Source organism: Listeria rocourtiae FSL F6-920 (assembly GCF_000525975.1).
Lineage (GTDB): Bacteria > Bacillota > Bacilli > Lactobacillales > Listeriaceae > Listeria_A > Listeria_A rocourtiae.
Window position 1 is genome coordinate 1 of the sequence record NZ_AODK01000085.1, and the last position, 2148, is coordinate 2148.

Here is a 2148-nt window from a genome sequence, read left to right on the forward strand (position 1 = left end):
AATGATGGTAACCAGCTCACGGCTTGGAATGGCGACAAACTAACGTATGACACGAATGGGAATCGTCTCAGCGATGGGACATACACGTACACCTGGGATACGGCAGATCAGTTAACAGCCATCACGAAAAAAGGGGAAACAATCCCATTCGCCACGTATCAATACGACGATGATAATCGTCGTGTGGAAAAAACAGTGCATGGCCAAACGACGAAGTATTACTACGATGGCGATAGTATCGATGTCTTGTATGAAACAGATGGTGCAGGCACGGTGCAACGCCAATATGTCTATTCCGATAGCAACGTGCGTATGGCGATGAAAGTGGGTGCCAAAACCGTCTTCTACCATTACAATGCGCATGGTGACGTGGTTGCCCTAACGAATGAGGCTGGAGACATGGTAGCAGAATATAGTTATGACGCATGGGGGAACGTCCTACAAGCTACCGAAACAACCAATGAAGCGAAGCAAAACCCGTTTGGCTATGCTGGCTATACGTATGATAAAGAAATCGGTATGTACTATTTGATGGCGCGCTATTATGAACCAGAACAAGGTATTTTTATTAGTGTGGATCCAGATCCAGGGGATGAAGATGACCCATTGACGATGAATAGCTACAACTACGCCAACAACAATCCCGTGATGCATATCGATCCAGATGGTCATTGGGTGTGGTTTGTGGTTAATGCAGGGTTTGCAATTTATGATGGTTATAAATCTTATAAGAAGACGAAAAGTTGGAAAAAGGCTGGTATTGCAGCTGCTAAAGGTGCTCTTGGTGGTGGGAAATTTAAACTTGGTAGAAAAGCACTAAAAGTGGCAGCGAAGTTTAGGTCAGGGAGATATAAACAATCATATAGAAGTGCGAAAAAAGTTCAAAAATCAGTTGGGGGATCGCTTTCCAGAGCTAAGTCTGGGAAAGGGTGGAGGTTACACACTAAGGTCAGTAATAATAAAACTGTTACTACACGATTTATGAATGGAGGTTCAGGTAGGAGGAAGAAGCCTTATTACCGGATATCCCATCAAGATAAAGGGAGTGTAGATAGATATGGTAACTATAGTAACAATAGAGATGTGACACATATTAATTTAAAAAGAGGGTCTCATAGAAACATCTCTAAGATAATTAAAAGGTGGAGATAGGAAATGGAACTATTTAAAGTATTGAGTGATATAGAAGAGGCTCTAATTGAGAGTCATAGTATTGATATACAATTAAACACAATCCAACTGAAACTTGTCTACCCTGATAATAGTGAGAAAGTGGATGTTATTTTTAGGAAAGTTAGTACGTTTTATTTTGTAAATGGATATGAGGATAGTCGTTATGCTACAAGTGATTATGAATATGGTGAAAAGAGGGAGCTGTTGTCAATAAGTTATAGTAATTTAGAAAAGCAGAGTCTGTTAATAAAATCCAGAGACAGTTTTTATATTGGATTTGACTCTAAGTTTAATTTTACATTGGAATTCACGGAAGGCTTGTTGCTTATTGAGGCTGATGAAATTGAAATTAATAGCTGTAAATTTGAGAGTTTAATTTAAATATTCGTAGACATTAAATTCAAATCAGAAAGAAGTGATAACTAAAAATGAGTAATAAATTTTTTATACGAAGTTTTAACAAAATATCAACAACAAGGAAATCTAGTGGCTATCTATGCAGCTCAAGATATGAATGTATTTGAGCTAGGCTATATCGAAGCCGTCACGGATTATGATGTGCTCTTTCGTTCCGAGCGCGCAGATGGTTATTCAGAAGGGCTAGTGGTTACGCCGTTAGCATTGATTAGCCAAATTGAAGCAGAGAATGATTACTTACGAGCGGTTACATTAATGCAGAATGACAAAGGATCCCAGCGTAAAGAAGCTTTTTTAGAAACGGTGCCTAAAAGAAAGCATTCCCTGATGGCTATTGCTTCTAATTATTTGGAGCAGACAAAACGCGTTTGTTTTGTAGAGGTGCTAGGTGGAGAAAGTATTGTGATGGGTGTGTTTCAAGAGGAATTGGAAGAGGGGATATGCCTTCGCAACGTGACAGAAGAAGGACGTTATGATGGCTATACATGGTTGAAAAAAGAAGACATTACAGCGCTACGCTGGGATGGGACGAGGGAAAACGAGATAGAGAAAAAAATT

3 protein-coding genes are annotated in these 2148 nt (G+C 39.3%); all 3 read left to right on the forward strand.

The genetic code is table 11. The annotated features are described in order from the left end of the window. Nucleotides 1-1152: RHS repeat-associated core domain-containing protein (locus tag PROCOU_RS16905; protein WP_036074354.1), on the forward strand; the 1152-nt coding region annotated here is incomplete at its 5' end. A gap of 3 nt (nt 1153-1155) precedes the next feature. After that, the gene (locus PROCOU_RS15805) at nt 1156-1554 is read left to right on the forward strand and encodes a YxiG family protein (RefSeq protein WP_036074355.1); all 399 of its coding nucleotides are present in this window, start codon (nt 1156-1158) and stop codon (nt 1552-1554) included. 105 nt (nt 1555-1659) lie between these two features. Then, on the forward strand, nt 1660-2148 hold a 489-nt coding region (locus PROCOU_RS15810; protein WP_051994472.1), incomplete at its 3' end, for a hypothetical protein.